This window comes from Streptomyces cavernae (assembly GCF_004023625.1).
Taxonomy (GTDB): domain Bacteria; phylum Actinomycetota; class Actinomycetes; order Streptomycetales; family Streptomycetaceae; genus Streptomyces; species Streptomyces cavernae.
Map to the genome: position 1 here is coordinate 259579 of NZ_RPDJ01000016.1, position 25506 is coordinate 285084.

General features: G+C 70.6%; 25 protein-coding genes and 1 tRNA gene. 7 read left to right on the forward strand and 19 right to left on the reverse strand.

Annotated elements, in window-relative coordinates; translation table 11 throughout:
* The first annotated feature begins 2 nt into the window (after positions 1–2).
* A complete protein-coding gene (locus EF387_RS27295; protein WP_128379237.1) occupies positions 3–656 on the forward strand; it encodes an SDR family oxidoreductase in 654 nt (217 codons plus the stop codon).
* A 19-nt stretch (positions 657–675) separates the two neighbouring features.
* Here EF387_RS27295 and EF387_RS27300 read toward each other — a convergent pair whose 3' ends face one another.
* The 4 genes from EF387_RS27300 to EF387_RS27315 form a co-directional block, all read right to left on the reverse strand.
* On the reverse strand, positions 676–885 hold the full coding sequence (locus tag EF387_RS27300) for a hypothetical protein (protein WP_128379238.1): 210 nt from the start codon (positions 883–885) through the stop codon (positions 676–678).
* Between the two features lie 665 nt (positions 886–1550).
* Positions 1551–2621 carry a DUF2637 domain-containing protein gene (locus EF387_RS27305; protein ID WP_238431724.1) on the reverse strand — a complete coding sequence of 357 codons (1071 nt, stop codon included), beginning with the start codon at positions 2619–2621 and terminating at the stop codon, positions 1551–1553.
* Entirely contained in the window at positions 2614–2949 is a 336-nt protein-coding gene (locus tag EF387_RS27310) for a hypothetical protein (protein WP_162467220.1), read from the reverse strand. Before EF387_RS27310 ends, EF387_RS27305 begins: the two co-directional genes overlap by 8 nt.
* A 522-nt stretch (positions 2950–3471) precedes the next feature.
* Positions 3472–3553: transfer RNA gene (locus EF387_RS27315), tRNA-Tyr, on the reverse strand.
* A 189-nt stretch (positions 3554–3742) separates the two neighbouring features.
* On the opposite strand from EF387_RS27315, the gene EF387_RS27320 reads away from it, so the two are divergent.
* On the forward strand, positions 3743–4231 hold the full coding sequence (locus EF387_RS27320; RefSeq protein WP_128379240.1) for a YajQ family cyclic di-GMP-binding protein: 489 nt from the start codon (positions 3743–3745) through the stop codon (positions 4229–4231).
* 154 nt (positions 4232–4385) lie between these two features.
* Here EF387_RS27320 and EF387_RS27325 read toward each other — a convergent pair whose 3' ends face one another.
* A complete protein-coding gene (locus EF387_RS27325; RefSeq protein WP_128379241.1) occupies positions 4386–4652 on the reverse strand; it encodes a GlsB/YeaQ/YmgE family stress response membrane protein in 267 nt (88 codons plus the stop codon).
* A 187-nt stretch (positions 4653–4839) separates the two neighbouring features.
* Between EF387_RS27325 and EF387_RS27330 the strand changes: the two genes are divergently transcribed.
* Entirely contained in the window at positions 4840–6141 is a 1302-nt protein-coding gene (locus tag EF387_RS27330) for an APC family permease (protein ID WP_128379242.1), read from the forward strand.
* A 167-nt stretch (positions 6142–6308) separates the two neighbouring features.
* Here the strand turns inward: EF387_RS27330 and EF387_RS27335 are convergent, their stop codons facing one another.
* The 14 genes from EF387_RS27335 to EF387_RS27400 form a co-directional block, all read right to left on the reverse strand.
* Entirely contained in the window at positions 6309–6875 is a 567-nt protein-coding gene (locus tag EF387_RS27335; RefSeq protein ID WP_128379243.1) for an SMI1/KNR4 family protein, read from the reverse strand.
* A gap of 99 nt (positions 6876–6974) precedes the next feature.
* The gene (locus EF387_RS27340) at positions 6975–8126 is read right to left on the reverse strand and encodes a barstar family protein (protein WP_128379244.1); all 1152 of its coding nucleotides are present in this window, start codon (positions 8124–8126) and stop codon (positions 6975–6977) included.
* A gap of 13 nt (positions 8127–8139) precedes the next feature.
* Positions 8140–8535, reverse strand: coding sequence for a YccF domain-containing protein (locus tag EF387_RS27345; RefSeq protein ID WP_128379245.1), 396 nt, complete (start codon positions 8533–8535; stop codon positions 8140–8142).
* Entirely contained in the window at positions 8532–9395 is an 864-nt protein-coding gene (gene htpX, locus EF387_RS27350; RefSeq protein WP_128379246.1) for a zinc metalloprotease HtpX, read from the reverse strand. Before htpX ends, EF387_RS27345 begins: the two co-directional genes overlap by 4 nt.
* Positions 9396–9610: 215 nt before the next feature.
* Entirely contained in the window at positions 9611–11140 is a 1530-nt protein-coding gene (locus EF387_RS27355; RefSeq protein ID WP_128379247.1) for an NADH-quinone oxidoreductase subunit N, read from the reverse strand.
* A complete protein-coding gene (locus tag EF387_RS27360) occupies positions 11137–12711 on the reverse strand; it encodes an NADH-quinone oxidoreductase subunit M (protein WP_128379248.1) in 1575 nt (524 codons plus the stop codon). The genes EF387_RS27355 and EF387_RS27360 overlap by 4 nt, the downstream gene beginning before the upstream one ends.
* A gap of 6 nt (positions 12712–12717) precedes the next feature.
* Positions 12718–14709: an NADH-quinone oxidoreductase subunit 5 family protein gene (locus EF387_RS27365; RefSeq protein ID WP_128379249.1), complete on the reverse strand. Its 1992-nt coding sequence runs from the start codon at positions 14707–14709 to the stop codon at positions 12718–12720.
* Positions 14706–15110: an NADH-quinone oxidoreductase subunit NuoK gene (gene nuoK, locus EF387_RS27370; RefSeq protein WP_128379250.1), complete on the reverse strand. Its 405-nt coding sequence runs from the start codon at positions 15108–15110 to the stop codon at positions 14706–14708. Before nuoK ends, EF387_RS27365 begins: the two co-directional genes overlap by 4 nt.
* Positions 15110–15769 carry an NADH-quinone oxidoreductase subunit J family protein gene (locus tag EF387_RS27375; RefSeq protein WP_128379251.1) on the reverse strand — a complete coding sequence of 220 codons (660 nt, stop codon included), beginning with the start codon at positions 15767–15769 and terminating at the stop codon, positions 15110–15112. The genes nuoK and EF387_RS27375 overlap by 1 nt, the downstream gene beginning before the upstream one ends.
* On the reverse strand, positions 15766–16392 hold the full coding sequence (locus tag EF387_RS27380) for a 4Fe-4S binding protein (protein WP_128379252.1): 627 nt from the start codon (positions 16390–16392) through the stop codon (positions 15766–15768). Before EF387_RS27380 ends, EF387_RS27375 begins: the two co-directional genes overlap by 4 nt.
* A gap of 113 nt (positions 16393–16505) precedes the next feature.
* Entirely contained in the window at positions 16506–17474 is a 969-nt protein-coding gene (locus tag EF387_RS27385; protein WP_128379253.1) for a complex I subunit 1/NuoH family protein, read from the reverse strand.
* Positions 17471–19180, reverse strand: a complete 1710-nt coding sequence (locus EF387_RS27390; protein WP_128379254.1) for an NADH-quinone oxidoreductase subunit C — start codon at positions 19178–19180, stop codon at positions 17471–17473. The genes EF387_RS27385 and EF387_RS27390 overlap by 4 nt, the downstream gene beginning before the upstream one ends.
* On the reverse strand, positions 19177–19740 hold the full coding sequence (locus EF387_RS27395) for an NADH-quinone oxidoreductase subunit B (protein ID WP_128379255.1): 564 nt from the start codon (positions 19738–19740) through the stop codon (positions 19177–19179). Before EF387_RS27395 ends, EF387_RS27390 begins: the two co-directional genes overlap by 4 nt.
* Before the next feature lie 167 nt (positions 19741–19907).
* A complete protein-coding gene (locus EF387_RS27400; protein WP_128379256.1) occupies positions 19908–20333 on the reverse strand; it encodes an NADH-quinone oxidoreductase subunit A in 426 nt (141 codons plus the stop codon).
* Between the two features lie 247 nt (positions 20334–20580).
* Between EF387_RS27400 and EF387_RS27405 the strand changes: the two genes are divergently transcribed.
* The 4 genes from EF387_RS27405 to EF387_RS27420 all read left to right on the forward strand — a co-directional run.
* On the forward strand, positions 20581–21786 hold the full coding sequence (locus EF387_RS27405; protein WP_128379257.1) for a sensor histidine kinase: 1206 nt from the start codon (positions 20581–20583) through the stop codon (positions 21784–21786).
* Positions 21787–22261: 475 nt separating this feature from the next.
* Positions 22262–23590 carry a sensor histidine kinase gene (locus EF387_RS27410; protein WP_128379258.1) on the forward strand — a complete coding sequence of 443 codons (1329 nt, stop codon included), beginning with the start codon at positions 22262–22264 and terminating at the stop codon, positions 23588–23590.
* A gap of 187 nt (positions 23591–23777) precedes the next feature.
* The gene (locus tag EF387_RS27415) at positions 23778–24449 is read left to right on the forward strand and encodes a response regulator transcription factor (protein WP_128379259.1); all 672 of its coding nucleotides are present in this window, start codon (positions 23778–23780) and stop codon (positions 24447–24449) included.
* 396 nt (positions 24450–24845) lie between these two features.
* A partial coding sequence (locus EF387_RS27420; RefSeq protein ID WP_202918380.1) for a 2-oxoacid:acceptor oxidoreductase family protein occupies positions 24846–25506 on the forward strand: 661 nt, incomplete at its 3' end.

Consider the following 25506-nt stretch of genomic DNA (forward strand, 5'->3'; position numbering starts at 1 on the left):
ACATGCGCATTGTCATCGCTGGAGGTCATGGTCAGATCGCGCTGCGGCTGGAACGACTGCTCGCTGTGCGCGGGGACGAGGTCGCCGGGTTCGTCCGCCACGCCGAACAGGGCGACGATCTGCGCGCGTCCGGCGCCGAGCCGGTCCTGTGCGACCTGGAGGCCGCGTCCGTGGAGGAGGTCGCCGCGCACCTCATGGGGGCGGACGCCTTCGTCTTCGCCGCGGGGGCGGGTCCGGGCAGCGGCGCGGAACGCAAGTACACGGTGGACCGGGACGCGGTGATCCTGTGCGTGGACGCGGCGCACCGGGTGGGCCTGCGACGGTTCGTCGTGGTGTCGTCCATGGGCGCGAATCCGAAGCACCCCGGGGACGAGGTCTTCGACGTGTACCTGCGGGCGAAGGGCGAGGCCGACGAATACGTGCGCCGCACGTCCCTGGACTGGACGATCCTGCGTCCCGGTGCCCTGACGAACGAACCCGGGACGGGTCTCGTACGCCTGGAGGCCTCCACGGGCCGCGGCTCGATCCCCCGGGACGACGTCGCCGCGGCCCTCGCGGAACTGGTGGACACACCAGCCACGGCCGGTCTCACCCTGGAAGTGATCAGCGGTTCGACGCCGATCTCGGTGGCGGTGAAGTCGGTCGCCGGGAACTGAGCGACCCCGTGCCGGCCGCTCAGAACAGCGGCAGCTGGCCGGGGAATTCCGGGACGACGTATCCGTCCAGCTCCGGCTGTGTCGCGGCGTCCGTCTGCGCGTACCGCCTGGAGCCCGGGCACGAGACCAGTCCCCCGCCCGCTCCCGGCGGATCGTGCCGCGCGAAGCGGCCCGCGACGACGGCGATCTCGCGGTGACACTCGGGACAGTTCCTGCGACGGGACGACATGCGCACAGTGTGCCCGCCGGCACTGACAGCGCTCTCCAGCTCTGACACCGGCTCTCCCGGCGGCCTTGAAGCAGGCAACTGCCGGGCGTCTCACTGGCGTTCATATGCGCCGCCCGTCCGCGACGAGCGTGAATCACCTTGTTGCCGGATACCGGAATCAGGGGCTCGCTCGTTTTGAGGAGCATGACTAATTCATGGGGTGGCCGCACCGGGAACTGCCGACAGTCACTGCACGGCCCCGGATTTCGCACTGCTCGAATGGGACAGTGGACTTTCACTCCGTCCCCGGTCCGATTTCCTGACGGTGCGGGGGGTTTTCTCCAGCGGGGCAGCCAGAAAATCCCCCTGAGGTTTTCGTCTCCCGTTCTGGAGGATTTCGTTCGAGACATCGGTCGTCTTCAGGCCGCATGGAACAGGCTCGGATGGGCGGAGTAGCGCACGGGCCCGACGACCGCCGCGGGCAGACCGCCTGAGCACCCGCAGGGCCCGCGACCACCACTGGGGTCGCGGGCCCTGCCCACCGCGGAGTGCGCGCACAACGATGCACAGAGCTACGGAGCGCACGCACAAGAATGCCGCGGTATTGCCGCGGAATTGCCTCGTCGGAATTGCCTCGTCGGAATTTCCGTAGAAAGTGTGCCGAGATAGCTAATAGCTACCGCCGGTTACTGCATCCGCAGGCCGGCCGCCCGGCCGCCGACGCCCAGGCCCGCGGATGTGGAGTGGTGCCTCGGCAGCGTGCTGGTCACTGCACCGTTGGGATGCGCCGGGCAGCCCTGCGTGTGCGCGGCGACCTGCTCCTGTCGTGCCGCTTCCGCCTCCTCGTGCCGATGCGCGGGAGAAGCCGTGGACTGGCGATGGCGTGGCGTGCCCTGGCGGTGGCGCGGCGCGGTCTGCCGGGGCGGCTTGGTGAGGGTGATCTGCCGAACCAGTTGCTGAAAGCAGGTCAGCGCGGCCAGGGATGGCAGGCAGGCCGCCGCCATCCCCGTGACCGTCCTCGGAGCCTGCACGACGCACAGGAGTACGGCGACACAGCAGAAGAAGAGCACCACGCACCACGAGTGAACCGCGCGGCGCCTGTGCAGGGCCGCGCGCAGGATCGACAGCGAGGCCACCATCCACGGCCCGTAGACCAGCAGGGGCCACCAGCGGACCACATCGGCGGACAGTTCATAGTCGGTGGCCGCGTCACGCAGGGGGGCGTAGGCGACGATCCCGCCGAAGACGCTGACCATGGCCACGATGACGGCGGACAGCGCGCCGATCGAGAAGCTCGCCGTCCGCAGCAGCGACACGATCCGTAGCTTGCGCCGCGCGCGGCGGTGTCCGGCGGGAGCGGGATACGGGGGGCGTCCGGGCGGCCGGGTACAGGTGTGGTCGACGCCGACGACCGGCTGCGAGGTGCCGACGGCCGGCTGCGGAACACCCGCCACGGGTGGCGCGGTACCGACCACCGGCTGTGCAGTACCGACCACCGGCTGCGTCAGGGTGGCGGTGACGGTCGGCTCGTCCTGGTGGACGCCGAGATCGACCGACGGCTCGTCGAGCATGCTCCCGCGCAGCAGATAGGCCAGTTCCTCGGCAGGATCCCACTGGGGCACGTCCATGCCGTGGACCGCGGCCATCGGCTGTCCGTCAGCGAAGACGTCGCCGCTGAAGCGGGGGGAGTTCAGCCACGCGTCGTAGAGGTTGTCGCCCTGTCCGTCAGTGAGGGCAGAGGAGTAACCCTCATACATGGAGACCCTGCCTGGACAGCTCGTTCTGCGTGCGGGCGGGAGCGCTGTTCGAAAGCTGGATCAGATTGTCCTCGAGCTCCGTCAGCTTTCTCAGGAGTTCCTCCAGAGCAACCGCCGTGTGCTGCAGAAGTACCCGTTCCTTGCCTCGCTGGAGAACGGCGGAGGTATCTTCCGAGGAATACGAAGGAGCCGGGAACAGCACCCAGTCGCCCAACTGTTCCTTTCCTTCGAACGCGCCGGCCAGGTACCGCCCGGACAGTCCGTTACGCAGCTCTGCTGTCGTCATATCCCCCACAACGACATCGGGTTTAACCCAGGTGCGGGGCATTCGAGTGACGCCGTGCGGTATTCGGGTGATAGATCCGTGCGTTTCATCGGGTCTACTGCTTCAATACTCGCTGCTCAACTGCCAATCATTTCGTCTGCCTATTCCTGGCAGCGCCGTGGACTGCGACGATGCCGACTGGGCGGGGGCGACACCGCGCCCACGGGGGCGTCCGCCCTCACACCTCACGCCCCACGAGCCGGAGCCGGAGCCGGGATCGGCATCGGGAATGAGGAGCCGGACCGGTATGGCTCCCGCCGCAGTGAGGCCCACACCCGGACAAGACCGAGCCGGAGACGGAGACCGATACCGAGCCAGACCGACAGGACAAGAGAAGACCGAGACCGAGGGGAAGAGGGAGTGGCTGAGACGGGGGCTGAGCGCCCGGGCGTGAAACACATCACCGTTCCCGGACTCGCCCGCAGTCGGCCATCCCCCGACGCCCCCAGCGCACCGCGCGAACCCCAAACAAAGAGACCCCCTCCGCTCCGCGTCTCCGCAGATGAGAGGGGGTCTTTCCCAGAGTGGCGGCGCCAGGATTCGAACCTGGGAAGGCTGAGCCGGCAGATTTACAGTCTGCTCCCTTTGGCCGCTCGGGCACACCGCCGGGGGTGTTGATCGCGGAGCCGCTGTTCGGCGGTGCTCCGTGGCAACGACGTAAACGATACCCGATGCACAGGGGTGCTCCGCCACCCGATTGATCGGCACTCGGGTGCGGACGGGTGGCTAGGCTTTACCGATGATGCGGCCGGGACCGGTGGCCGCGTCCCACCCACCCCGATAGGAGCCACAGGACATGGCCGACTCCAGTTTCGACATCGTCTCGAAGGTCGAGCGGCAGGAGGTCGACAACGCCCTCAACCAGGCCGCCAAGGAGATCTCCCAGCGCTACGACTTCAAGAACGTCGGAGCCTCCATCTCCTGGTCCGGCGACAAGATCCTGATGCAGGCGAACTCCGAGGACCGGGTGAAGGCCATCCTTGACGTCTTCGAGACGAAGCTGGTCAAGCGCGGTATCTCGCTGAAGTCGCTGGACGCCGGTGAGCCGCAGCTCTCCGGCAAGGAGTACAAGATCTTCGCTTCCATCGAGGAGGGCATCTCCCAGGAGAATGCCAAGAAGGTGGCGAAGATCATTCGTGACGAAGGGCCGAAGGGTGTGAAGGCCCAGGTGCAGGGCGACGAACTGCGGGTCAGCTCGAAGAGCCGGGACGACCTGCAGGCCGTGATCGCGCTGCTCAAGGGCAAGGAGTTCGACTTCGCGCTCCAGTTCGTGAACTACCGCTAGCCGAACGGCTGCCGCCCCGCGGGCTCGGTGAGTCCGCCGGGCGGGGCGCTGCCCACGCGGGCGGAGCCGCACCGGCCTTCGCAGCGGCACACCGGGGCAACTGGAGGACTCGGTGGAGCAGTTGGCCGATCTCGGCCTCCTCGCCCGGCCCGTGTCAGTCGCGGGAGTTGCCGAACAGCAGGCGGTAGACGATCAGCAGCACGAGGGAGCCGCCGATCGCCGCCGCCCAGGTCGCGCTGTCGTAGAACTCCTTGTTGATGGGGTGGTCCAGCCAGCGGGCGGAGATCCAGCCGCCTATGAAGGCACCGGCGACACCGATGACGGTCGTTCCGATGAAGCCGCCCGGGTCGCGCCCGGGCAGCAGGAACTTGGCGATGGCGCCGGCCAGCAACCCCAGGACGATCCAGCTGACGATGCTCATACCTCGGACCCTGCCTCTCCTTGCTGTGCCCGGCCTGTGATCATGTTTCGGCCAGGCTGTGTTCACTCCCCTTGCTCTCGTCTTCGGACGAGCAGGGGACCATCGCTCACGCAACTGTTCATGCCCTCTTGCCTGGGAGGACGTCTGCCCGGTGCGGACCGGTTGCACTGATCAGTAGGGTGCCACCATGACCCAGTCGGGCGCGGAACAGCCGGCTCCGCCACGTTCCGGTGTGGAACTGCGGCGCAGTCTCGGCGTCGGTGACGCCGTGGTGATCGGTCTCGGTTCGATGATCGGCGCCGGGATCTTCGCGGCGTTGGCTCCAGCGGCGCATGCCGCCGGATCCGGGCTGCTGTTCGGGCTGGGTCTCGCCGCCGTCGTCGCGTACTGCAACGCCATGTCGTCGGCCCGGCTGGCCGCCCGCTATCCCTCCTCCGGCGGCACTTACGTCTACGGCCGCGAGCGGCTCGGCGCCTTCTGGGGCTATCTGGCCGGCTGGTCCTTCGTCGTCGGCAAGACGGCCTCGTGTGCGGCGATGGCGCTCACCGTGGGCGCGTACGTGTGGCCGGGGCAGGCGCACACGGTGGCGGTCGCGGCCGTGGTGGCACTGACCGCGGTGAACTACGGAGGCATCCAGAAGTCGGCCTGGCTGACCCGGGCGATCGTGGCGGTGGTCCTGGTGGTCCTCGCTTCCGTGGTGGTCGTGTGCCTCGGCTCGCCTGAAGCCGGGCGCCTGGACGTCGGGGTGTCCGGGGGCGCGGGCGGGCTGCTGCAGGCGGCCGGGCTGCTGTTCTTCGCCTTCGCCGGCTATGCGCGCATCGCCACGCTCGGCGAAGAGGTGCGCGATCCGGCGCGGACCATCCCGCGTGCGATCCCGCTGGCCCTGGGTATCGCCCTTCTCGTGTATGTGGCCGTCGCGGTGGCCGTCCTCTCCGTGTTGGGGGCGGGCAGGCTGGGGGACGCCGCGGCGCCGCTGGCCGAGGCGGTAAGGGCGGCGGGCGTGCCCGGTCTCGTCCCGGTGGTACGGGTGGGCGCCGCCGTCGCGGCACTGGGCTCTCTTCTGGCTCTGATCCTGGGTGTCTCGCGCACCACCCTGGCCATGGCCCGCGACGGGCACCTCCCGGGTCGGCTGGCCGTGGTGCATCCGCGTTTCCAGGTGCCCCACCGGGCGGAGCTGGCCGTGGGGGCGGTGGTCGCACTGCTGGCGGCCACGGTGGATCTGCGGGGCGCGATCGGGTTCTCCTCCTTCGGGGTGCTGGCGTACTACGCGGTGGCCAATGCCTCGGCCTGGACACTGAGTTCGGCCCCGGCCGCGCGCGTGGTGCCCGCGCTCGGCCTCGTGGGATGCGTGACACTGGCGTTCGCGCTGCCGGGGGTGTCGGTGGTCGTGGGCGCGGGTGTGCTGGCCGTGGGGGCGGCGGCGTACGGGCTTCGGCGCTGGTGGGCCGGACGGGGGTCCGCCGGGCGGGGGCGGGCTACGGGAGTCTGAGCGGGGGCTGTGCGGGCCGCAGCGGAGCGGACTACCTGTGGTCCGCGGCCGGCGGACTACGGGGCTCCGGCCGGGCGGACACGGGTCTCCGACCGGCAGTTGGCGACCGAGGGACTGTGCGGTTCAGGTGCGGAAAACGTACCCTCACCGGACCCGGGCGACCCGGCTCACTGGACCTGCGCGGATCGCGTGCGTACCCAGAAGTCCGCCCACGGCTCCAAATCCGCGCCGTCGTTGGACTCCTCGTACCAGCCCGTCCCATCCAGCCAGGCGGTCAGCCAGTCCGTGAGGCCGGGTGCGTCCACGTACCAGGAGTGCGCGGAATCGTCGGCGTTCGGCTCGTAGAGCAGGACCGTGGCCAGCGGGGAGCAGCAGTCCACACACGCGTACATTCCACAGCCCCAGTGGGATATCGGCAGTACTCCTTCCGGCCAGGGCCAGTCGGGGTCCTGGCGGGCGTTCTCGCGGTTGGCGAGGTACTGGCGGACGGCGGCGGGCTCGCCGGAGGGCGGGCTGTCCAGCAGGGGCAGCAGTCCGTACTCGGGACCGAATCCGCCGTCGCCTATCCGCAGATAGAGCGCGGCGAGCAGCGGAGGCAGACCGAAGCCGAGGGCCGACTCGGCACGGGCGACCGTGGCCGGGTCCACCGGCGCGGGGAGGGACGGCCAGCCCCACGGCCGGTTGGTGCGGGCGGCGTCCGCCACCCGGCTCAGCAACTGCTCGTTCTCGGTCATGGATTCATGATGGGGGACACCACTGACAATCGGGCGGCCTGTGGACAACCTCCTCAGACCCACCCGGACGATCTCTTCGGACCCGCCCAGGAAGGGCATTCAGGCGAGGCGGACCTCGATGCCTTCCTCGTCGAGGAACTCCAGGATTTCCTCGTAGGTCCACGGTCGGACAACGGTCGGGGCCACCCCGAGGCAGCGGCGGGCGTGCGGTGCGTCGTGCCAGACGAGGGTGAAGGGGCGGGTTGCGCCCCAGCCTCCGCGAAGACAGTCGTTCAGGGAGGCAAGCCCCCGGCCGAAGTATCCGCCGGGCCCGTTCACCGCCTCGCCCAGCGCGCAGAAGAAGCCGGGCAGGTCGATGATGTGCCGGCCTTCGAGGTGGTACGTGGCGCCCGGCGGTGCGTCGTCCCTGCCGCGGTCCCGCAAGTGATGGGCCGTACCGAGCCAGAACTCACGGCCCTCGAATCCGCACCGTGACCAGAGGTTGGGCTCCGCCGGCCGCCCATGCGACCACAGCTCCCAGACCTCGGCCGCCGCCCTCGGCGGGCGTTCCGACCATGGTTCGAGCGTGAGGTCGATCAGGCCGCGGCCCCGGGCGGACGGGATCCACGCGGTGAGCTCCCCCTCGACCGCCATCTCGACGGCACGGCCGGATGTATCGATCCGTACCACCTTCGCGTGCCCCAGGTCCTCGACCCCCGCGTCCAGCGCCGCCCGGAGCGCTCCCTGCGGAGCGCAGCCCAGCAGCCGCAGCGGTGGCTCCAGCGGGTCGAGCTGTTCCTCGCCGATCTGCGCCAAATCCCGGCACATGCCCCACGGTTCGCCCTTCGCACCGCGGAGCCGGTAGCCCGGCGAGAGCGGCGGACGGTGCGGATGGTCGGACGACTCCGCCGACCGGTGTGCCTCGATGGTGACGTCGCACCGTGACAGGTCACGTGCGCACGGGCGGTCGCCGAGGACGCGCACGTCCTCCAGACACCACTCGCCGGCCCGCTCACCGTTCTTGTCGAGGATCTCCAGGACGAGCAGGCCGAGGGGCGCCGAGCCCTCGGTCCGGGCCCGGGTGAGGGCTGCGTCCAACTGGCCCACGGGCGCGCATCCGAGGAGCTCGTACATCCCGCGCGAGGGCGGCGGCGGGTCGCCGAACAGGTCCTCGGCGTCCGCGCACAGCGCCCACGTCTCCTCGTATCCGTCCTCGCCGTCGGACTCGTAGCCGGCGTCGTACGACAGCAGGACGTACTTCGGCGGCCCCACCCCCTGCGCCGCTCTACCAGCTCTGGACGAAGGGTTGGTTGGTGGGCACGATCTCGCGCCCGAGCGGGAGCAGCGAGACCGGGATCAGCTTGAAGTTGGCGATGCCCAGGGGGATGCCGATGATCGTGAGGCACTGGACGATACCGGTGACGATGTGCGTCAGTGCGAGCCACCAGCCCGCGAGGACCAGCCACAGGACGTTGCCGACGCAGGAGGGAGCGCCCGCGTCCCGTCGCTCGATCGTGGTGTAGCCGAAGGGCCACAGGGCATAGACGCCGATTCGGAAGGCCGCGACGCCGAACGGGATGCCGATGATGGTGATGCAGAGCAGCAGTCCCGCGGCCAGGTAGCCCAGGAACAGCCAGAAGCCGCTCAGCACCAGCCAGATGATGTTGAGGATTGTCTTCATCGTTGCCGACCTGCCATCTGTTCGAGCCGGGCGATGCGCTCCGCCATCGGCGGGTGGGTGGAGAACATCCTCGCCAGTCCCTGGCCGGGGCGGAAAGGATTCGCAATCATCATGTGGCTTGCCGTCTCGATCCGCGGCTCGGGCGGCAGCGGCAGCTGCTTGGTACCCGCCTCCAGCTTGCGCAGGGCGCTCGCGAGGGCCAGCGGATCGCCGGTGAGCTGGGCGCCGTCGGCGTCGGCCTCGAACTCCCGGGAGCGGCTGATGGCGAGCTGGATGAGTGTCGCGGCGATCGGGCCCAGGACCAGGACCAGCAGCATCCCGAGGATGCCGGGGCCGTCGTCGTCGTCGGAGCGGCCGACCGGGATCAGCCAGGCGAAGTTCACCAGGAACATGATGACCGAGGCCAGCGCTCCGGCGACCGAGGAGATCAGGATGTCCCGGTTGTAGACGTGACTCAGTTCGTGGCCGATGACGGCGCGCAGCTCACGCTCGGTCAGGATCCGCATGATCCCGTCGGTGCAGCACACGGCCGCGTTGCGTGGGTTGCGGCCCGTCGCGAACGCGTTCGGTGCCTCCGTCGGCGAGATGTACAGGCGCGGCATGGGCTGGCGGGCCTGGGTGGAGAGTTCGCGGACCATGCGGTACAGGGCCGGGGCCTCGAACTCGCTCACCGGGCGGGCGCGCATCGCCCGTAGCGCCAGCTTGTCGCTGTTCCAGTACGCGTACGCGTTCGTGCCGATCGCGATCACGAGTGCGACGATCAGGCCCATCCGTCCGAAGAGGCTGCCGATGAGGATGATGAGTGCGGACAGTCCCCCGAGGAGTACGGCGGTCCTGAGCCCGTTGTGCCGGCGGTGCACGGTACGCCCTCCAAGTCGTGCGGCAGGGAACCCTTTGTCTGCGGATGCTGTTGACGCCACTTCTCAGTGGACCCTCCCGCACTGGTCAACGCCAGGCAGGGAGCACTAGTTCCCTTGTGCGCGCACGGGCGCCCCTGAGCCGTCCGGGTGACGGCGGAGCGTGTGCGGCGTGCGCGCGTGCGGTGCCGGGTGCCCCGCACGCGCGTGCGGATGCGTCAGAAGAGGGCGGTCGCCGAGAAGCGGAGGACCAGCTGGGGTGCTCCGGAGAGGACGACTCCCAGGACGGCGGTCAACGCGATCGCGGCGGTGAGGGGTGCCGGGACGCGGTGCTTCTCGGGTTCTCCCTCGGGGGCGCGGAACAGCAGCGCCGTCCACTGGAGGTAGTAGAAGAGCGCGATCACGACGTTCACGGCCATGACGACGGCGAGCCAGCCAAGTCCCGCGTCGACGGCCGCAGAGAAGACGGCGACCTTGGCGAAGAGGCCGATGACGCCCGGGGGCAGGCCGGCGAGGCAGAGCAGGAAGAAGCCCAGGACGAGGGCTGTCAGAGGGCGGGAGGCGTACAGGCCCCGGTAGTCGCTGATGCGGTTGTGGGGGCTCGTCCGGGCCACGAGCGCGGCCACCGCGAAGGCACCGAGGTTCACGGCTGCGTACATCAGGGCGTAGGCGACGGTGGAGCCGACGGCCCGGTCGGCGTCCCGGGTGTATCCGGCCGCGGCGATCGGCACGAGGAGGTAGCCGGCCTGGCCGACGGAGGACCAGGCGAGCAGCCGGACGGCGCTGTACGCGCGCGTCGACTGCTGCCGCAGGGCACCGACGTTGCCGACGGTCATGGTGAGGGCGGCCAGCACGGCGAGGGCGGGGCCCCAGGCGTCGGCGTACGAGGGGAGCGCCACGACGGTGACGAGGATCAGCCCGGAGAAGCCGACAGCCTTTCCGACGACCGACAGGTAGGCGGCGACCGGCAGGGGTGCCCCCACGTAGGTGTCGGGCACCCAGAAGTGGAAGGGCACGGCCGCCGTCTTGAAGGCGAAGCCCACCAGAGTGAGTACGACACCCGTTTGGGTGAGTGTCTGGAGTTGTCCGTCGACCTGCTGGATCCTGTCGGCGATCTGGGTGAGGTAGAGGGTGCCCGTGGACGCGTAGACGAAGCTGATGCCCATGAGGCTCACCGCCGTCGCGGTGACGGAGGACAGGAAGAACTTCAGGGCCGCTTCGGATGACTTGCGGTCGCCGTATCTGATGCCGACCAGCGCGAAGGCCGGCAGGGAGGCGACCTCCAGGGCGACGACGAGGGTGGCCAGGTCCCGCGAGGCGGGCAGGAGGGCGGCGCCTGCGGCGGAGGACAGCAGCAGGAACCAGAACTCTCCCTCGGGAAGTCTCCGGCCGGCGTCCTTCAGGGTCGTGACCGACAGCAGGGCGGCGAGGAGGGCACCGCCGAGGACCAGGAACTGGATGACGAGGGTGAAGCGGTCCGCGGTGTAACTGCAGACGTCCGCGTCGCCGGTCAGGCAGAAGGTCGCCCGGTCTCCGTCGACCAGGGGCAGCAGCATGAGGGCGGAGGCGGCGAGACCCGCCACCGAGATCCAGCCGAGCAGCGCCTTCTTTCCGTCGCCGACGAAGAGGTCGGCGACGAGGACGGCGAGTCCGACGACCGCCGCGATGGTGGGCGGCGCGATCGCGAGCCAGTCGACGGACTGGACCACGGACTGGGCCAGGTCCTGGGCGTGGGCCTGGGAGCTCATCGGGTGCCTCCTGCGAGGAGCTGCTGCACGGCCGGGTCGGTCAGGCCGAGGAGTGCCTTCGGCCAGAGTCCGGCGACGACGGTGAGGGCGACGAGCGGGGTCCAGGCCGCGAACTCGTAGGTCTGTACGTCGGCGAGCTTCGGGCTGTCCTGCGGGATCGCGCCCATGCAGACGCGGCGCACGACGACGAGCAGGTACGCGGCGGTGAGCAGCGTGCCGAACGCGGCGATCGCCATGAAGGTGAGGAACGCGGGGCGGCTGAGCCCGTCGGCCGGTCGGAACGCGCCGAAGAGCGCCAGCATCTCGCCCCAGAAACCGGCCAGGCCCGGCAGGCCCAGGGAGGCGACCGCGCCGAAGGCGAGGAGGCCGCCGAGGCGCGGGGCCTTGCCGTAGAGGGCCGCGCCGGTCTCCTCGGCGAGGGTGTCCAGGTCGGTGGTGCCGGTGCGGTCCTTCAGCGCGCCGACCAGGAAGAAGAGCAGACCGGTGATGAGGCCGTGGGCGATGTTGGCGAAGAGCGCGCCGTTCACGCCGGTGGTGGTCATCGTCGCGATGCCGAGCAGGACGAAGCCCATGTGACCGACGGAGGAGTAGGCGATCAGGCGTTTGAGATCGCCCTTCGCGCCTTGCTTGGCGAGGGCGAGGCAGGCCAGGGACCCGTAGATGATCCCGACGACGGCGAAGGCGGCGAGGTAGGGCGCGAAGGTCCGCATGCCGTCCGGCGCCACCGGCAGCAGGATGCGCACGAAACCGTACGTACCCATCTTCAGCAGCACACCGGCCAGCAGGACCGAACCGACGGTCGGGGCGGCGGTGTGGGCGTCCGGCAGCCAGCTGTGCAGCGGCCACATCGGCGTCTTGACCGCAAGCCCGATCCCGATCGCCAAAACGGCGATGACCTGCACGGATGTGGTCAGCGGGCGGTCGTTGTCAGTGGCGAGTGCCACCATGTCGAATGTGCCGGACTTGAGGCCGATGAGCAGCAGGCCCAGCAGCATCACGACGGAGCCGAGCAGGGTGTAGAGGATGAACCTCCAGGCCGCCTGGGTCCGTTGCTCACCGCCCCAGCGGGCGATGAGGAAGTACATCGGGATGAGGACCATCTCGAAGGCGAGGAAGAACAGCAGAAGGTCGAGGACGGCGAAGGTCGCGAGGGTGCCGGACTCGAGGACGAGCAGCAGGGCGACGAAGGCCTTCGGGGTGGGGCCCGCGGGCATCTTGAAATAGGAGTAGAGCGCGCAGAGGAAGGTCAACAGCGCGGTCAGGACCAGAAGGGGGAGGGAGATGCCGTCGATGCCGAGATGGATCCGTACGTCCAGCGCCGGGATCCAGCTGATGTCCGTGCTGGCCTGCATCTTCGACGGCTGGTCGTGGTCGAAGCCGAGTGCGAGGACGACGGCGGCGATGAGGATGGCGCCGGTGACGGTCACGCCGTGCCGGAGCACGGCCTGCTCGGGCGACTTCCCCTTCAGCCCGGGCGGGGCGGGCAGCAGAGCCGCGGCGGCGCCGAGGAGCGGGCCGACGACGACGAACGCCAGAAGGAACTGCATCACGGACTCGCTGATATCGATCACGTCTGCTCACGCTCCCGTGGCGACGAGGAGGACGGCGACCGCGAGGACGACGGTGCCGGCGAGCAGCGCGCTCACATAGGTCTGCACATTGCCGGTCTGGGCGCGCCGTACGGCGGCGCCGAGGAGCCGGGGCAGGGCGCCCGCGCCGCGTACATAGGTCTCGACGACCTCACGGTCTAGGAACCGCACGAGGGCGGCTCCGGCCTGGACCGGGCGGATGAAGAGGGCCCTGTACACGGCGTCCAGGTGGAAGCCGACGGCCGCGGGGCGGTGCAACGGGCCGAGCAGCAGCCGGCTCGGGTCCGCCGGGTCGGGCGCGTAGGCCACATCTCCGTACGCGGGCGCGTGGCTGGCGATGGCTTCGGCCTCGACCTGCGCCGCGTCCGCCTCGGGGTGGGCCGCGACCGCACCCAGCGGTGCGCGGGCCGCGAGCGCGGTGGTGTGCCGCCAGGTTCCGTAGGTGACGATTCCGCCGACGACGGCGAGCCCGGTGCCGAGGACGGACGTGGTGAGGGTCGGTGTCAGCTCGCGGCCGTCGAACCAGTCGGGCAGCAGCCCCGCGGTCAGACCGAAGGCGAGCGAGGGGACGGCGAGCACCCACAGGACGACCGTCATGGTCAGCGGCTGCTTTCCGTGGTCGGGGGCCTCGGCTCCGTGGCCCCGGAAGGCCAGCAGCCACAGGCGCGTCGCGTACGCGGCGGTGAGCAGGGCGGTGGCCATGCCCGCGATCAGGACGATCCAGCCCGCGGCGACGGGGATGCGCTCGGCGTGGCCGGTGGCGGCGTGCTCGGCGGTGGCCAGGACGGCCTCCTTGGAGAAGAAGCCGCTGAACGGCGGGATCGCGGCGAGTGCGAGCAGCGCCACGGTCATCGTCCAGTAGGCGTCCGGGACGCGGTTGCGGAGGTCCTTCATCCGGGACATCGCGGCGAGGGAGTTGGTGCCGGCGGCGTGGATGATCACGCCCGCCGCGAGGAAGAGCAGCGCCTTGAAGGCGCCGTGTGCGAGGAGGTGGAAGACGGCGGCCCCGCGGTCGCCGACGGCCAGGGCGCCGGTCATGTAGCCGAGCTGACCGATCGTCGAGTACGCGAGGACGCGCTTGATGTCGTCCTGGGCGAGCGCGGCGAGTCCCGAACCGGCCATGGTGACCGCGGCCATGACGGCGAGCACGACCAGCGCGGCCGCGGAGGCTTCGAAGAGCGGAAGGAGCCGGGCGATGAAGTAGACACCGGCGGCGACCATCGTCGCGGCGTGGATCAGCGCGGAGACGGGCGTGGGGCCGGCCATCGCGTCGGGAAGCCAGGTGTGCAGCGGGAACTGTGCCGACTTGCCCGCCACTCCGGCGAGGAGCAGCAGGGCGATCAGTGTCGGGTGGTCGATCGCGCCGGTGGCGACGGCGCCGAGGACCCGGGTGATGCGGAAGGACCCGGCGTCGGTGGCGAGTGCGAACAGACCGATCAGGAAGGGGACATCGCCGAGTTTGGTGACGAGGAAGGCCTTGAGGGAGGCGGCGCGGGCCTCCGGGGTCTCCCAGTAGTGGCCGACGAGGAAGTACGAGCAGATGCCCATGATCTCCCAGCCGACCAGCAGCACCATCAGGTCGCCTGAGTAGACGACGAGCAGCATCGCGGAGGTGAAGAGGGAGACCAGAGCGGCGTACGAGGGGTAGCGCGGGTCGTCGCGCAGGTAGCCCGTCGAATAGATCTGCACGCAGGAGGCGACGAAGCCGACGAGGACGGCGACGAGGGCGGCGAAGCCGTCGATGTGCAGGGCCAGTTCGACGGGGACCGAGCCGGTGGGCGTGAGCTCGGTGGCGGCGTCCACGGCCCCGTCTCCGCCCTGGCGTACGGCGACCAGCACGGCGAGGACCAGGGCCGTGAGGGTCGGTACTACGGCGAGCGGGCGGACGAAACCGGGAGCTGCGCGGCCCAGGAGCAGGCCGGCCGCGGCGCCCAGGAAGGGCAGGAGGGGGACGAGGACGGCGAGGGTGGTGGTGGTCACGCGGTGGCCTCGGCCTTCTCGTCGGCCGTGACGGTGTCTTCGGAGCCGTCGGTGCCCTCGGGGCCGTCGTTATCGGGGCCGTGCGGCTCGGCGGTGTCGCGGAGGCGGTCGATGGCCGAGGTGCCGCGGTTGCGGTAGACGGCGAGGACGATCGCCAGGCCGATGCCGATCTCGGCGGCGGCGATGGCGATGGTGAACAGGGTCAGGGCCTGGCCGGAGTGCAGGGTCTCCTCGGCGGCCTTGCTGAGCCAGACGTCGAAGGCGACGAGGTTGAGGTTGACGGCGTTGAGCATCAGCTCGACGGACATCAGCACCAGGATCGCGTTGCGGCGGGCGAGGACCCCGTACAGACCGGTGCAGAACAGGAGCGCGGAGAGCACTGCGGGATAGGCGAGGTGCATCAGCGTGCGCCTTCCTTCTCGCTCCGGCCGCCGGGGCGGCTCGCGGAGGTGGCCGCCGCGTCCGCCTTCGCCTTGCGGGAGAGGACGATCGCGCCGACCAGGGCGGCGAGGAGGAGGACGGAGAGTGCCTCGAAGGGGAGGACCCAGTTCTGGAAGAGCGCCTTGCCGGTGACCTCGGTGGAGCCGGCGGCGGCGCCGTCCAGGTCGATCCAGGTGGTGCGGAAGGCGTCGACGACGACCCAGATCAGGGCGGCGGCGGAGGCGACGGCCACGGTGAGGGCGGCCCAGCGGTTGCCGGAGTCGGCGTCCGGTGAGCGGCCGATGGGGGCCTTGGTGAGCATCAGACCGAACAGGAGGAGGACGACGACGGAGCCGACGTAGATGAGGACCTGCACCCAGGCGATGAACTCGGCGGTGAGCAGGAGGTACTCGACGGCGAGACCGCCGAGCGTGGCCACCAGCCACAGGGCGGCGTGCACCAGCTGCCGGGTGGTGACCGTGACGATGGCGGCGCCGAAGGTGACCAGGCCGACGAGGAGGAAGGCGATCTCGACGCCGGTCGGGGAGAGGAAGCCGGGGGTGTCGGCGGCGGCGGTGGTGGTGTGCGCCGTGCTGGTCATGGTGTGGGCCGCGGTGGCCATGGCTGTGGAGAGGGTCATGACTCGCCCTCCCCGGGCTCGGTTGCGCCACCCCGCGCCGGGCGCTCGGACTCGGTACGGGCGGGGCGCTGGGACTCCGCCCGGTCCGGGCGCTCGGACTCGGGCTGGGCAGGGGGCTGGGGCTTGGACTGGGCAGGGGGCTGGGACTCGGGCTGGGCCGCCGTGGCCAGCTTTTCCGTGGTCTTGCGGGCCGCGGCGAGTTCCTTCGGTTCCTCGGCGCCGGGGTCGAGGGCGGGCGGGGCCGGGACGGTCCACATCCACTCGCGGAGCTTGTCGCGTTCGTGGGTGAGGTCGCGGATGTCGGTCTCGGCGTACTCGAACTCAGGAGACCAGAAGAGGGCGTCGAAGGGGCAGACCTCGATGCAGATGCCGCAGTACATGCACAGGGCGAAGTCGATGGCGAAGCGGTCGAGGACGTTGCGGCTGCGCTCGCGTCCGCCGGGGGTGGCGGCCGGGATCGTCTCCTTGTGGGAGTCGATGTAGATGCACCAGTCCGGGCACTCGCGGGCGCACAGCATGCAGACCGTGCAGTTCTCCTCGAACAGGCCGATGACACCGCGGCTGCGGGGCGGCAGCTCGGGCTGGGCGTCCGGGTACTGCGCGGTGACGGACTTCCTCGTCATCGTGCGGAGGGTGACGGCCAGGCCCTTGGCCAGGCCGCTACCGGGAACAGACCGACGGGGCCGCCCGGAGGGCGTCGTTGCGGGGCGGTGGTCGGGCGACGGGCGGGACATGGTTACTGGATCACCACCTTGACGACGCCGGTGAGGGCGATCTGGGCGAGGGAGAGGGGGACGAGGAGGGTCCAGGAGAGCTTCTGGAGCTGGTCCTCGCGCAGACGGGGATAGGTGACGCGGAGCCAGATCACGACGAAGGCGAGGATCGCGGTCTTCAGCAGGGTCCAGACCCAGCCGAGGCCGTCGGCGCCCCAGGGGCCGTGCCAGCCGCCCAGGAAAAGGACCGTGGTCAGACCGCACAGGACGACGATGCCGGCGTACTCGGCGAGGAGGAACAGGGCGAAGCGCAGACCGGTGTACTCGGTGTACGCGCCGAAGATGATCTCCGAGTCGGCGACGGGCATGTCGAACGGGGGGCGCTGGAGTTCGGCGAGGCCCGCCACGAAGAAGACGATCGCGCCGACGATCTGCCAGGGCAGCCACCACCACTCGAAGGCGTCGAGGATGCCGGGCAGGGAGACCGTGCCGGCCGCCATCGCGACGGAGGCGGCGGCAAGCAGCATCGGGAGTTCGTACGCGAGGAGCTGCGCGGCGGTGCGGAGACCGCCGAGGAGGGAGAACTTGTTCGCGGAGGCCCACCCCGCCATGAGTGAACCGAGGACGCCCACGCCCATGACGGCGAGGACGAAGAAGACCCCTGCGTCGACGACTTCGCCGACGGCGCCTTCGCCCGGGCCGATCGGGATAGCGAGGAGGACGAGGAGGTACGGCAGGAGCGCGACGGCCGGGGCGAGTTGGAAGATCCGCCGGTCGGCGCCCGCCGGGACGACGTCCTCCTTCTGCGCGAACTTGACGCCGTCCGCGACGAGCTGGGCCCAGCCGTGGAAGCCGCCCGCGTACATGGGGCCGAGACGGCCCTGCATGTGGGCCATCACCTTGTGTTCGGTCTGGCCGATGATCAAGGGGAAGGTGAGGAAGACGACGAAGACGACGAGGAGTCGCAGGGTGACGTCGAGCACGTCGTTCACGGCCGGTCTCCTCGGGTGTCGTCGGGCTCTTCCTCGGGTCGGTGCGGGGCGCCAGGTTCGGGCGCCGTCTCGTTGTCGGGCGGGGGTTCGGACCCAGGCGCGGGCTCGTTGTCGGGCGCGGCGTCGGACCCGGGCGCGGTCGGGGTGTCGGGCGCGGCTTCGGACTTAGGGGCGGGCTCGTTGTCCGGCGCGGCCCCGGATCCAGGCACGGTCTGGCTTTCGGGCGCGGCCTCGGACTCGCTCGCGGACGCGGACTCGGACTTTGGCTCGCACTTGGGCTCGGAGCCGGACGTGGGCTCGGAGCCGGCTTCGGGCGCGGGACCGGACCCCGGCGTGGGACCGGACTCCGGCGTGGGACCGGACTCCGGCGTGGGACCGGACCCCGGCGCGGGACCGGACCCCGGCGCGGGACCGGACCCCGGCGCGGGACCGGACCCGGGCGTGGGACCGGACCCCGGCGCGGGACCGGACCCCGGCGCGGGACCGGACCCCGGCGCGGGACCGGACCCGGGCGTGGGACCGGACTCCGGCGCGGGCTCCGGTTCGTCGAAGGCGGGGCGCGCGTGGTGCCAAGGGGCATCCGGGCTGCGAGGCGTGGTGGGTTTCTGCCGCGCGGTGGGCCCGGCGGGCGAGTCCTTGGTGGGCTCGTCCTTCATGGCCTGGTCCGTGGTGGGCTCGTCCTTCTTGGCCTGGTCCGTGGTGGGCTCGTCCTTCTTGGCCAGGTCCGTGGTGGGCACATCCTTCTTGGCCTCGTCCGCGGTGGTCCGCTGGCTGGCGGAGCCCTGCGAGGCACTGCGTGTCCGGCGCGGCGGCCCGGCTGGGGCACTCGCGCCGGCGGCCGCCGCGTCCTCCGTCCCCTCCGGACTCCCCGCGCGCTCCGTCCGCTGGGAAGCAGAACCTCCGCTCGCGGTGCGCGAGCGACGCGGCGTGGGTGCGGGGATTTCCGGCGGTGTCCCCTGGGGCGCGGCCGGGGTGGCGGGCCCCTCGGTGCCGGCGGTCGCGCCCGGGGAGGTCTGGCCGACCGACCCCTCGGCGGCCGTGCGGGTGCGGCGGACCGGGCGCTCGCCTGCGGCACGGGCGGGGCGTTCGCCCGCCGCGCGGCCGGCGCCGCGGGCCGGGCGGGCCGGGGCGGGCGGGAGCTGACCCTTCAGAGGACCCCACTCGTTCGGGTCGGGAACGCCCGGCGGCAGCATCTGGCGCCGCTTCGGCCCGCCGTGTTCCGACTCCCCGGGCTCCTTCGCACCCGGCCAAGCCTTCACCACACGTGCCGCCAGTACGAAGTCCTTGCGGAGCGGGTGCCCCTCGAAGCCCTCGGGGAGGAGGAGATGCTGCAGCGCCGGGTGGCCTTCGAACACGACGCCGAACATTTCGTGCGTCTCGCGTTCGTGCCAGGCCGCGCCCGCGTAGACGTCGACGGCGGAGGGCAGGGACGGAGCGGTGTGCGGAACCGTCGTACGCAGCAGCAGCCGGCGTACCGGAGACAGCGCCACGACGTGCGCCGAGACGCGGAAGCCCGTGCCCGGTTCGTCCACCGCGCTGAGCCAGTCGAAATAGGTGCAGCCCACGGCGTCGCGTGCGGCCTGGAGCGCGGGGATCCAGGACCCTTGCGGCACGTCGACCGTCAGGACCTCGTACGCCTCCGCGGCCGTGGCCTCAGGGCCGAAGAGGTCCTCCACGGGGGCGGGCAGCCAGCCCACGGCGGTCATCTCGCGTCTCCCGTGGCAGGCGGCCGGACCAGGTCGCTCTGCAGAACGGCGGGGGAAGGCCCGGAGGAGCCGTACCGCTCCCCCAGCGACTCGCGCGCGATCTTCTCCTGGAGCTTGAGGATGCCCTGGAGCAGCGCCTCCGGCCGCGGTGGGCAGCCGGGCACGTACACGTCCACCGGGATGATCTGGTCGACGCCCTTGGTGACGGAGTAGGAGTCCCAGTAGGGGCCCCCGCAGTTGCTGCAGGCGCCGAACGAGATGACGTACTTCGGCTCCGGCATCTGCTCGTACAGCCGCTTGACGGCCGGTGCCATCTTGTCCGTCACCGTGCCGGACACCACCATCAGGTCTGCCTGGCGCGGTCCCGGTGCGAAGGGGATCACGCCGAGGCGGATGAAGTCGTGCCGGGCCATCGACGCGGCGATGAACTCGATCGCGCAGCAGGCGAGGCCGAAGTTGAACACCCAGAGCGAATAGCGGCGGCCCCAGTTCAGGACGACCTTCATGGGTTCGGGGGCGAGCCGGGCGAGTGCGCCCAGCCGTTTCGGCTCGGGAACCATCACGGGCCCGGCGGCGGCACCGGCAGACGCGGCCGCAGCACCGGCAGACGCGGCGACCGCGCTGTCAGACGCGGCGGCAGCACTGTTCGACGCGGCAGCCGAACCGGTCGAAGGAGAGGCAGCGGTCGCGGTGGCGGCCGAATCGGTCGGATCAGGGGTCGAGGGAGTCACGTCCATTCCAGGACGCCCTTCTTGTACGCGTACAGCAGACCCACGGCGAGGAAGCCGAGGAAGATGAACGTCTCGACGAGCGTCGTCGCACCGTAGCCCGGCGCGGCGAAGACCGTCGCCCAGGGGAAGAGGAAGATCGAGTCGACGGCGAAGATGACGTAGAGGAAGGCGTAGACGTAGTAGCGGACCTGAGTGTGGGCCCAGCCCTCTCCGACGGGGTCGACGCCGCACTCGTAGGTCAGGAGTTTCTCGGGGGTGGGGACGACTGGCCGCAGCAGCCGTCCCGCGCCGAAGGCAACGGCCACGAACAGCACGCCGACGACGGCGAGCAGTCCGACGACCGAGTAGGACTGGAAGTAGTCCGCCGCGATGACGGGCCCCGCCCCAGCCCCGGTCTCCGCGACGGCGGTCGGTTCCGGCACGTCCTCGCTCCCTTGGTTGCGCCTCGGTGTGCGCCCTCGCGCAACGCTGTGATGCGCCGCGTTCGACGATCTGTACGCACGGGAGTCTAGGCCCTGCTAAAGAGCGGGTAAGCAGCCCGTCACGTGTGCGCTCGTGCCCGGGTGCCACGGAGTCGGCTCGGCGGTGCGGAAGGTGGGGATTCCCCCAGGGCGGCCGGGCCGGTTCACCTCATGGCGCCGCGGGCTCCAGCCGGGCAGGCTGTCGAACATGACCGAACGTATCACCGTGCACGGCTTCCGGAGCGGGAAGCCAGACGTCGAACGGCTGCCCCCCGCCCGCTTCGCCTTCGACGCACTGACGTGGAAGGAGATAGCGCACCTTCTGATCAACTTCCCGATGTCCATCGCGGGCTTCGTCTACGTGGTGACCGTGCTCTCCACCGGCGCGGGGCTCGCGGTGACGGTGGTCGGACTCCCGTTGCTGGCGGCAGGGCTGGCGGGCACACGGCTGTTCGGCCGGTTCGAGCGGGCGCGGGTCCGGGCCTTGCTGGAGGTGCGGGTCGACGAGCCGAGCCCGCTGCGGATGCGCGAACGCGGTCTGTTCGTGTGGCTGTGGGCACGGCTGACGGATCCGGTGGCCTGGCGGACGGCGCTGTACGAGTTCATCCGGCTGCCCTGGGGGGCCCTGACCTTCTCCGTGACGCTGACCGGGCTGTTCGTGGCGTGGCCGGTGCTGCCGTTCATCGTGCGGGCGCTGACCAATGTGGACCGGGCGCTGGTACGGGCGCTGCTCTCGCCCTCGGACGAGTTGGAGCGGCGGATCGCCGAGCTGGAGTCGGACCGCGGGGTCGTGGTCGACACGGCGGCGGCGGACCTGCGGCGCATCGAACGCGACCTGCACGACGGGGCGCAGGCCCGGCTCGTCAATCTCGCCATGGGGCTGGGCCTGGCCAAGGAGAAGCTCCTGGAGGACCCGGACGCGGCGGCGGCGATGGTCGAGGAGGCGCACGGCGAGGTGAAGCTGGCGCTGCAGGAGCTGCGTGACCTGGCGCGCGGCATTCACCCGGCGGTCCTCACGGACCGCGGTCTGGACGCCGCCCTGTCCTCGGTCGCCTCCCGCTGCACGGTCCCCGTGAAGGTGACGGCCGACCTGCCGGTACGTCCTGCCGCGGCGATCGAGGGGATCGCGTACTTCACGGTCTCCGAGCTGTTGCAGAACATCAGCAAGCACAGTGGGGCGAGGTCCGCGTCGGTGGACGTGTGGCGGGCTCAGGACCGGCTGCTGATCCAGGTGTGGGACGACGGCCGCGGCGGGGCGAACCTCGACGGCGGCAGCGGGATGGCGGGTCTCGCGGACCGCCTCGGCGCGGTGGACGGCCTGTTCGTCATCGACTCCCCCGAGGGCGGCCCCACGACGATCACCGCGGAACTCCCCTGGCGTGACCGGCCGGCGGCGGAGGCTGCCCGGAGGTAAGCGGGCACCACACGACGGCGGGTTCGGCGCACCGTGCGGCAGCCGGTACCGGCTCGCCATGCGCGACGGCGGGTTCGGCGTGCCATGCGGGGCGGCGGGTTCGGCGTGCCATGCGGGGCGGCGGGTTCGGCGTGCCATGCGGGGCGGCGGGTTCGGCGTGCCATGCGCGAGGACGGGTTCGGCGTGCCATGCGCGACGGCGGGTTCGGCGTGCCATGCGGGGCGGCGGGTTCGGGGTGCCGTACGACGGCGGGTCCGGTGTGCGAGGCGCCGGGCCCGCTTCTTCGTTCGGGGTCCGGCCGCCAGCTGTGCTCCGGCCCTCGGCGGGCCCCGCCAGGGGTGGGGAAAACCCCCGCCCCAAGACGCCGACGCGCTCCATGGTCCGGAGGGGCCCGGGAGAAGAGGGTGGGAGGTACCACAGGGGACGCGCGGGCCGAGCTCGGCGGGCGCGCAGGACGAGGAGGACGGACGAGCCGATGGCCATGGGGTACGAACAGGGGTACGGGGTGGACGTCGAGGAGCCGCGACACCGGATTCCCGCGGGGCTGCGCGCGCCCTTCACGGCCCGCGCCTGGCGCGAGTTCGGCTATCTGATGCTGAGCCTGCCGATCAGCATCATCATGTTCACGTTCGCGATCACGATGGGCTCGCTCGGCATGGGCCTGTTGATCACGTTCCTCGGTATCCCCGTCCTCGCGGCGGCGCTGGCCGGCTGCCGCGGCTTCGGTGCGCTGGAGCGGGCCCGGGCGCGCGGGCTGCTGGGCCTGCACGTCGATGATCCGGAGCCGCTGCGGGTGCGCAAGCACGGGCTGATGGGGTGGCTGGGCGCGGTGCTCAAGAGCGGCTCGTCCTGGCGCCACCTGCTCTACGGCCTGCTGCACATGCCGTGGGCGACCTTCGCGTTCTCCGTCGCCCTGATCTTCTGGACGTACGGCTGGGCTCTGCTCACCTATCCGGTGTGGTTCTGGTTCTTCCCGATGTACGGAGGCCAGGACGGGCTCCAGCTCTACGGCGACAAGACGCACAGCATCTACCTGGACAACCCCTTCGAGATCACGGTGACCGCGCTGGTGGGACTGCTGTTCACACTGGCCACGCCGTGGGTCGTGCGGGCCCTGACGATGGTGGACCGGCTGATGGTGCAGGGACTGTTGGGACCGTCGCGGCTGGCGTCCCGCGTGGTGGAGCTGGAGTCGGACCGCGGGGTCGTGGTCGACACGGCGGCGGCGGACCTGCGGCGCATCGAACGCGATCTGCACGACGGGGCGCAGGCCCGGCTGGTAGCGCTGGCGATGGACCTCGGGCTGGCGAAGGAGAAGCTGCGCGAGGACCCTCGTGCGGCGGCGCGCATGGTGGACGAGGCGCACGGCGAGGTGAAGACGGCGCTGCAGGAGTTGCGTGATCTCGCGCGGGGGATCCATCCCGCGGTCCTCACCGACCGCGGTCTGGACGCGGCCCTCTCCGCGGTCGCCTCCCGCTGCACGGTGCCGGTGCAGGTCGAGGTCGACCTCCCGTCCCGCCCGGCGCCCGCCATCGAGGGCATCGCCTACTTCACGGTCTCCGAGCTGCTGCAGAACATCAGCAAGCACTCGCGGGCGACGCGGGCGACGGTCGACGTCTGGCGGGTGGACAACCGTCTGATGCTCCAGGTCTCGGACAACGGCGTCGGCGGGGTGGAGGTCACCGCGGGGTCGGGGCTGGCGGGGCTGGCGGAGCGACTCGACGCGGTGGACGGGATTCTGGTGGTGGACTCTCCCGTGGCCGGGCCTACGCGCATCACTGCGGAGCTGCCGTGGCGGGGGTAGGTGGGTGACCGACCGGTCACCGAAAGACGGCCGGTCATCGCAGAACCGCCGGTCATCGTAGAACCTCCGGTCATCGAAAGACCGCCGGTCATCGAACGCCCCGGATAACGAGTCCCACCCTGTCCCAAATGCTGGAATGCTGTACACGTCGGATGACGGACACAGCAGGCATGGGGGGCCGAAGGTCGTGGAGGACAGGGTGCGCGTGGTCATCGCCGAGGATTCAGTGCTGCTGAGGGAGGGGCTGACCCGGCTGCTGACCGATCGCGGGCACGACGTCGTGGCGGGAGTGGGCGACGGCGAGGCGCTGATCAAGACGATCACGGAGCTCGCGAGCGCGGACGCACTCCCGGACGTGGTCGTCGCCGACGTCCGGATGCCCCCCACCCACACGGACGAAGGAGTCCGGGCCGCCGTACAGCTGCGCAAGGCGCACCCCGGCCTCGGTGTGCTGGTCCTGTCCCAGTACGTGGAGGAGCAGTACGCCACCGAATTGCTGGCGGGCTCCAGTCACGGAGTGGGCTATCTGCTCAAGGACCGGGTGGCCGAGGTGCGGGAGTTCGTGGACGCGGTGGTGCGCGTCGCGGCGGGCGGCACCGCTCTGGACCCGGAGGTGGTGGCCCAGCTGCTGGGCCGCAGCCGTAAGCAGGACGTGCTCGCGGGCCTCACCCCCCGGGAGCGTGAGGTCCTAGGGCTGATGGCGGAGGGGCGGACCAACTCCGCGATCGCGCGACAACTGGTGGTGAGCGACGGCGCGGTCGAGAAGCACGTCAGCAACATCTTCCTGAAGCTGGGCCTGTCGCCGAGTGACGGGGATCACCGCCGTGTCCTGGCCGTCCTTACCTACCTGAACTCCTGAAGCCCCTGAACTGGCTGAGGTCCTCCGCTTCGCGCGAGGCCACGAACCGCCGAAGCCATCTGAAGTACTTGCCTGACGTTCTGTCAGATTCGGGCGGTTTCCGCTATCAAGGCACTTGACGGGCCCGATGGGCCCGCCGGACCTTGCGCGGCGAAGCGACACCTCGTCGGCGCGGAAGTGGAACCTAGAACCAAAGGATGAGCGGGGAGCGTCTTCAGAAGTGGCGCCGAGGGGCGAGCAAACCGTGACAATTCGTGACGTCAGGCGATCTCAAAGTTGTGTCCATCATGCGAACGGCCGAAGGAAGGGGACCCTTACAGACGTAGGGTTGGTTCTGGGAAGGCCGACGGGACACAGGCCGCTCCCAGACAGCCGCCTCGAGGGAGGTCCAGTTCAGTGACCAGCCAGGTCAGTAGCCCAGCCGAGCAGGCCGACGGGGCCGTCGTGGGAGAACAGCGCCAAGCGGCGGGTACGAAGGACGTACGCCGCCTGGACCGGGTCATCATCCGGTTCGCGGGTGACTCGGGCGACGGTATGCAGCTCACGGGCGACCGCTTCACCTCGGAGACGGCCTCGTTCGGCAACGACCTGTCGACCCTGCCGAACTTCCCCGCGGAGATCCGGGCCCCCGCCGGCACCCTGCCGGGCGTGTCGTCGTTCCAGCTGCACTTCGCCGACCACGACATCCTCACCCCCGGTGACGCGCCGAACGTGCTGGTGGCGATGAACCCGGCGGCACTGAAGGCGAACGTCGGAGATCTGCCGCGGGGCGCGGAGATCATCGTCAACACGGACGAGTTCACCAAGCGGGCGATGCAGAAGGTCGGCTACGCGACCAACCCGCTCGAGGACGGCTCGCTGGACGGCTACAACCTCCACCCGGTGCCGCTGACCACGCTGACCGTGGAGGCGCTCAAGGAGTTCGACCTGTCCCGCCGGGAGGCCGAGCGCAGCAAGAACATGTTCGCGTTGGGGCTGCTCAGCTGGATGTACCACCGGCCGACGGAGGGTACGGAGCGGTTTCTGAAGTCGAAGTTCGCCAAGAAGCCGGACATCG